The following is a 6,309-nucleotide window of genomic DNA, read 5'->3' on the forward strand; positions in this document are numbered from 1 at the left end:
CTCAGCCCGGCGGCTCGCCCGCGAGGCACACCGCCGGCGCAGGGCCCGACGCGCCGGGCTGGTGGCCGCGGCCAGCACCGCGATCGCGGGCACCGCCCTCTACCTGGCGGTCGTCGGGTCGCCCGGCTGGCCGCGCTTCCGAGAGACCTTCCTGAACGCCGACTACGCCCGGCAGGCACTTCCCCGGGTGCTGGACGGCCTGTGGACCAACCTTCAGCTCATGACGGTCTGCGGCTCGCTCATCCTGGTGTTCGGCCTGGTCCTGGCGCTGCTGCGGACCCTGCGGGGACCGGCGTTCCTGCCCGTCCGACTGCTGGCGACGGCGTACGTCGACTTCTTCCTCGGTCTGCCGATGATCATCTGCCTGCTCATCATGATCACCGGAGTGCCGGCGCTGCGTCTGACCGGCGTCACCACGGACCCGCTGCTGCTCGGCGGGGCGGCACTGGTCCTCACGTACTCGGCCTACGTCTCGGAGGTCTTCCGCGCCGGCATCCAGTCCGTCCACCCCGGCCAACGGTCCGCCGCCCGCTCCCTCGGCCTGACGCACGCCCAGGCCATGCGGTACGTCGTCCTGCCGCAGGCGGTGCGGCGCGTCGTACCGCCCCTGCTCAACAACCTGGTCTCCCTCCAGAAGGACACCGGACTGGTGTCGATCGGCGGCGTCATCGACGCGGTCTACGCCGCGAAGATCATCACGGCGCAGACCTTCAACTACACGCCGTACCTGGTGGCCGCGCTGGTGTTCATCGTGCTGACCGTTCCGCTCACGCGGTTCACGGACTGGGTGACCGCCCGGGCCGAGGGCCGCCGGCACCAGGGAGGTGCGGTGTGACGCCGCTCGACCGGGCCCGACCCGTGCTGGAGCTGCAGGAGGTCCGCAAGGCCTACGGCCCGCACGTGGTGCTGCACAGCGTCGACCTGGTGGTGCCGGCCCACTCGGTGACCGTGCTGATCGGCGCCTCGGGCTCCGGCAAGTCCACGCTGCTGCGCTGCGCCAACCTGCTGGAGGAGGTCGACGACGGCGCGGTCCTGCTCGACGGCGAGGAGATCACCGACCCGGAGACGGATCAGGACGCCGTCAGGCGGCGCATCGGGGTGGTCTTCCAGCAGTACAACCTCTTCCCGCACATGACGGTGCTGGAGAACATCACCCTGGCACCCCGGCGGGTGCACCGCCTCTCCCGCTCCGACGCCGAGACGCGGGCCCGCGAGCTGCTGCACCGGCTGGGCCTTGCGGACCGGGCCGGCGACTACCCCGACCGGCTCTCCGGCGGCCAGCAGCAGCGGGTCGCCATCGCACGGGCACTGGCGACCGACCCGCGACTGCTGCTCCTCGACGAGATCACGGCCGCCCTCGACCCCGAACTGGTCGGCGAGGTGCTCGCGGTGGTCCGGGACCTCAAGGAGCAGGGCATGACGATGGTCGTCTCGACGCACGAGATGGACTTCGCACGCGAAGTCGCCGACCAGGTCTGCTTCCTGGACGCCGGGACGGTCCTCGAACGGGGCACCCCCGAGCAGGTGCTCGGCGACCCGCAGCAGGAGCGGACCCGCCGTTTCCTCCACCGGATCACCGGTACGGGCCGCTTCACCGCGCGCTGACCCACCCTGCCGAGTCGTCGGTGTGCCGGGTCCGGCACCCCGACGGCCGAGGGGTGGACGTGCATGCTGCTTCCTGGGCGGCCATGACCTCGTCACCGTGCTCGAAGGCCCATGCACCCACGGCGCCGACCAGGCGGGAAGACCCTGCGCAGTCCGCCGGGTCCCCCGCGCGGTCTCCACTCGCGCGGGTAGCCGACCGAGACCTCTTCGAAGCGGACGCCGTCCACATGGGTGGAGCGCGGGATACCGCGTGCTCCCGGCCCGGTGCCACCGGCCGCCCTGAGGACGGCGTGCCCCCGAAGCCGCCGAAGAACACGTCCGGCATCCGACCGGCACGGGCGGCAACGCGGCGTCACACGGCCGCAACACCCGTTCCCACCAGGCGAGATGTCGATTGACAGCGCCCGGGGACCTTCCCCACGATGGTCCGGCACCCACCCGCAACCGGAAGGAGGGACGACGACCGCCGTGAACCGTGTCCGCTGTCCGCTCTGTTGCCGCGCCCGGGTCTGCGCCCCCTGACGTCGCAAGGGCTCCGGCCCCGGAGCCGTCCGTCCCGTCTGCCACGCATCGGGGTCTGCGCCCTCGACGTGCCGTGCTCCGGCGGGTCTGCCACCGCATCGCCGTCACCGGTCCCAGCCGTCCCGCACTGCGGAGCTCCTCTCCGCCGTCCCCCGACCCACCGCCCGGAGCACATCATGAGCAGCCGCCGCGACCCGTACGCGGACTTCACCGGCACCATCGGCCGGACCTTCCGCGAGTCCGCTCCGGCCTGGCCTGCCAGGACCCGGGCGCGGGAGGGCGCACCCAACATCGTGGTCGTCCTGATCGACGACATGGGGTACAGCGACATCGGTCCGTTCGGCTCCGAGATCCCCACCCCGACGCTGGACCGCCTCGCCGCCGACGGTGTACGGCTGGCCAACTACCACACCATGCCGCTCTGCTCCCCCGCCCGCGCCGCACTGCTGACCGGCCTCAACCCGCACCGCGTCGGCTACTCCTTCGTCGCCAACGCCGACCCCGGCTTCCCCGGCTACGGCATGGAAGTGGCCGGCGACATCCCGACCCTCGCCGAGCTGCTGCACGACAACGGCTACGCCACCTACGCCGTCGGCAAGTGGCACCTCACCCGCGACTCGGCGTCCAACGCCGCGGACGACCGCTCCAACTGGCCCCTGCAGAAGGGGTTCGACCAGTACTACGGCGTGCTGGAGGGTCTGACCAGCCTCTTCCACCCGCACCAACTGGTGCGCGACAACAGCCCTCTGGACATCGACGAACTCCCCGACGGCTACTACTACACGGACGACATCACCGACCAGGCGATCGCCATGGTCAAGTCGCTGCGCGCCCACGACGCCGACAAGCCCTTCTTCCTCTACCTCGCCCACAACGCGGTACACGGTCCGCTCCAGGCCAAGCCCGAGGACCTCGCCCGGCACAGGGGCCGCTACGACGGCGGCTGGGACGAGCTGCGCGCGGCCCGTTTCGCCCGCCAGCTCGCGAGCGGCCACTTCCCCGAGGGGACCCGGCTGCCCGACCGCAACTCGGAGGCCGGGCACGATGTCGGGCCCTGGGACGAACTCACCGACGCACAGCAGAAGTTGTACGCCCGCTACATGGAGGTCTACGCGGCGATGGTCGACAACGTCGACCAGAACCTCGGCAGGCTCACCGACACCCTCGCCGCTCTCGGCGAACTCGACAACACCATCATCCTGTTCACTTCCGACAACGGCGGCACCGGCGAAGGCGGCCCGGAGGGCACCCGCAGCTACTTCAGCCGCTTCGTCCACCACCCCGACCTGCCCGAGGACTGGAACCCGGACGTCGAACGGGAGATCGACCTCATCGGCGGACCGCAGAGCCTGGTCCACTACCCGCGCGGCTGGGGCATGGCCTCCAACACCCCCTTCCGCTTCTACAAGGGCCAGACCTACGCGGGCGGCGTGCGCGTGCCGTTCGTCCTCTCCTGGCCCGCCGGCCTGCCGCGCGCGGCGGACGACGGCGGAGTGCGCGGGCAGTACCAGTACGTCACCGACGTCCTCCCCACCCTGCTCGAACTGGCCGGTGTCGAGCGGCCCGGGAACCGGGCCGGGAACCCCGTCCAGGAGCTGGACGGCACCAGCTTCGCCGCCGTGCTGCGCGATCCCGGGGCCGACAGCACCCATCCGGAGCAGTACTGCGAGATGACCGGCAACCGCAGCTACTACCGCGCCGGCTGGAAGCTGGTCACCCTGCACCGCCCCGGCACTCCCTACGACGACGGCGAATGGGCGCTCTACGACCTGCGCACCGATCCCACCGAGATCGTGGACCTGTCGGACGAACACCCGGAGATCGTCAAGGAGCTGTCCGAGGCCTGGGAGAACGCGGCCTGGCGCAACGGGGTCTTCCCGCTCGCCGACGGCAGCGGGGCGCTCGCCCTGCGCGATCCGGGGGAGACCCGGCTGCGCCGACCGCTGACCCTGCTCGCCGGCACACCGGAGCTGGAGCGCTACCGCTCCTCCCGGCTGATCTCGTTCCGCTCCTTCGACATCGTGGTCGACCTCGCCGACCACGGCGCGGCCGACCAGGGCGTCCTGGTGTCGCACGGCGACCAGGGCGGCGGGTACAGCCTCTACGTCGAGGACGGCCGACTCCGCTTCACCTACAACGAGTACGGCGAACTCCACGAGGCGGACGGCGGACTGCTCGGACCCGGCCCGCACACCCTCACCGTGGAGGCGTCCGCGGTCGCCGACCTCAAGTGGGACTTCCGCCTGCTGGTCGACGGCACCGAGACCGGCCGACTCCCCGCAGTCCACCAGCTCATCGGCATGGCGCCCTTCCAGGGCATCAGCGTCGGCATCGACCGCAAGTCCCCCGTCTCCTGGCCGGTCTTCGAACGCCACCGCAGCTTCCGCTACACCGGCGCACTGCGCTCCGTGACCTACGTGCCCGGCGAACCCGCCCCGTACGACCCGGAGACGGTCGCGCAGGCACTCCGGGAGGCCGCCGCCGCGTTCGAATGACCCCGGACGCGGGCCGGATGACGGTCCCGTCGGGACCACCACCCGGCTGCGGGACGCTACCGGCCGCCGCCGCGCTCGAACGGGATCTTCTCCCCTGCTTCGACGGCGACGGGCAGCCGGTTCCCGGCCGGCGGCAGGGGGCAGGTGGCCAGATCCGTGTAGGCGCAGGGCAGGTTCGTCGCGCGGTTGAAGTCCAGCACCACGGTGCCCCGTTCGTCGGGGGCGTCGACGGAGAGACTGCGGTTCGCCGGGTACGTCGTCACTCCGGACGTGGCGTCGGTGAACAGCACCTGGAGGCTCCCGGGGCGCGCGCCGTTGAACACGGTCAGCCGGTGCGTCAGGCCGTCCAGCTCGAACTCGACCTGGCCGGGGGCGTCGTAGACGTGCTGGAGGCCCTCGACCGCCGCTCCGACGGTCACGGCCCGGGGCGGGTCGAACGGCAGGTAGCGGCCGGCGAGGACCCAGCGCGGGTCCGGAGGGTAGGCCGGTGTATGGATGTGGTCGACCCGCAGCCGGTTGCCGGGGTGGCGGGGACGCAGGATGTCGTGCCCGCCGCGTTTGGCCACCTCGATCACCGCATCGCCGGCTCCGGCGAGGACGCTCGCCCGCTCGGGGACGATCCCGAAGTGGTACCGGCCGCGCACCACGGCGCCCCGGACGGTCAGTTCCTCGCCCTCGCCGAGTTCGACCGTCACGCCGTCGGCGGTGCTGGACCACGCCCCCGGTGCGTCGGGGAAGCGGGTCGGTTTAGCGTCCAGCCACCGCAGACTGGTCACCGCGAGGAATCCGTGCGGGTCGGTCAGGACCTTCTCGTGTTCGGCGTGCCACTGCTCCCAGTCCCGGGCGAAGGCCTCCCGGGCCGCGGTTCGGACCGTCATCTCTGCTCCTCGTGCTCGTTCGGGGCGTTCGGGCCGGTCGGCGGGAAGGACCGCCGGTTCCACTCCTCGGCGAGCAGCTCGTAGGAGCGCACCCGGTCGGCGTGGTCGTGGGTGATGGTGGTGATGATCAGTTCGTCTGCGCCAGTGGCGTCGCGCAAGGTCTCCAGCCCGTCGGCGACCTGCTGCGGCGAGCCCACGAACTGGGTGTCGACGCGGTCGGCGACCAGCGCGCGGTCCTCCGCCGTCCAGTGGTGCGAGCGGGCCTCGTCCGGGGTGGGGAAGGGAATGGCGCCCTCGCCGCTGCGGATGCTGCGGACCCACAGGCCGTAGCCGGTGGCCAGCTCGCGTGCGGTGGTCCCGTCCTCGGCGACGACGACGTCGGCGGAGACGGCGACGTACGGCCGGGCCAGCTCGGCGGAGGGGGTGAACGCCGCACGGTACGCCGCCGCGGCCTCCAGGACGGTGGCCGGGCTGACGTGGTAGTTCGCGGCGAAGCGCAGGCCGCGCGCGCCCGCGACCTCGGCGCTCGTCCCGGCGCTGCTGCCGAGGATCCACACCTGCAGGTCGGCCCCCGCTCCGGGTACCGCGCGCGCCTCCACACCGTCCGCGGACACGTAGCGGCCGGCCAGCAGGGCGAGGACGTCGGCGACCTGTTCGTCGTAGGGCGGGGATTCGGCCCCCGGCTGGTGGAGCAGTGCCCGGTGCAGGGCGAAGCGCGGGGAGTTCAGCAGGTGCTCGAAGGAGAACCGGTCCGGAATCCGCAGGCCGCCCGGTGTGCGGCCGCCGACGACGGCCGGCGCGGCGGCCGT

Annotated in this window: 5 protein-coding genes and 1 pseudogene; 3 read left to right on the forward strand and 3 right to left on the reverse strand. The window is 72.2% G+C overall.

Annotated features, from left to right (window positions below; all coding sequences use genetic code 11):
- On the forward strand, positions 1-835 hold an 835-nt coding region (locus ABZ641_RS22905; RefSeq protein WP_359984423.1), incomplete at its 5' end, for an amino acid ABC transporter permease.
- Complete coding sequence (locus ABZ641_RS22910; RefSeq protein ID WP_359984426.1) at positions 832-1,605, forward strand: amino acid ABC transporter ATP-binding protein; 774 nt, start codon at positions 832-834, stop codon at positions 1,603-1,605. The genes ABZ641_RS22905 and ABZ641_RS22910, both read left to right, overlap by 4 nt.
- A gap of 92 nt (positions 1,606-1,697) precedes the next feature.
- Here ABZ641_RS22910 and ABZ641_RS22915 read toward each other — a convergent pair.
- Positions 1,698-1,850 (reverse strand): annotated as a pseudogene (locus tag ABZ641_RS22915) (metallophosphoesterase); the annotation flags it as partial.
- A 453-nt stretch (positions 1,851-2,303) separates the two neighbouring features.
- Here ABZ641_RS22915 and ABZ641_RS22920 point away from each other — a divergent pair.
- On the forward strand, positions 2,304-4,622 hold the full coding sequence (locus tag ABZ641_RS22920) for a sulfatase-like hydrolase/transferase (protein WP_359984428.1): 2,319 nt from the start codon (positions 2,304-2,306) through the stop codon (positions 4,620-4,622).
- 56 nt (positions 4,623-4,678) lie between these two features.
- Here ABZ641_RS22920 and ABZ641_RS22925 read toward each other — a convergent pair whose 3' ends face one another.
- Both ABZ641_RS22925 and ABZ641_RS22930 read right to left on the reverse strand, forming a co-directional pair.
- Entirely contained in the window at positions 4,679-5,500 is an 822-nt protein-coding gene (locus ABZ641_RS22925) for a DUF1684 domain-containing protein (protein WP_359984431.1), read from the reverse strand.
- A partial coding sequence (locus ABZ641_RS22930) for an LLM class flavin-dependent oxidoreductase (protein WP_359984434.1) occupies positions 5,497-6,309 on the reverse strand: 813 nt, incomplete at its 5' end. The genes ABZ641_RS22930 and ABZ641_RS22925, both read right to left, overlap by 4 nt.

Origin of the sequence: Kitasatospora sp. NPDC007106, assembly GCF_040634455.1 — a bacterium.
In the GTDB taxonomy this organism is placed as follows: Bacteria; Actinomycetota; Actinomycetes; order Streptomycetales; family Streptomycetaceae; genus Kitasatospora; species Kitasatospora arboriphila.

Excerpts from the sequence above, each read along its gene's own strand:
- ABZ641_RS22920 (WP_359984428.1), top strand. The coding sequence starts at position 2,304 with ATGAGCAGCCGCCGCGACCCGTACGCGGACTTCACCGGCACCATCGGC.
- ABZ641_RS22925 (WP_359984431.1), bottom strand. The coding sequence starts at position 5,500 with ATGACGGTCCGAACCGCGGCCCGGGAGGCCTTCGCCCGGGACTGGGAG.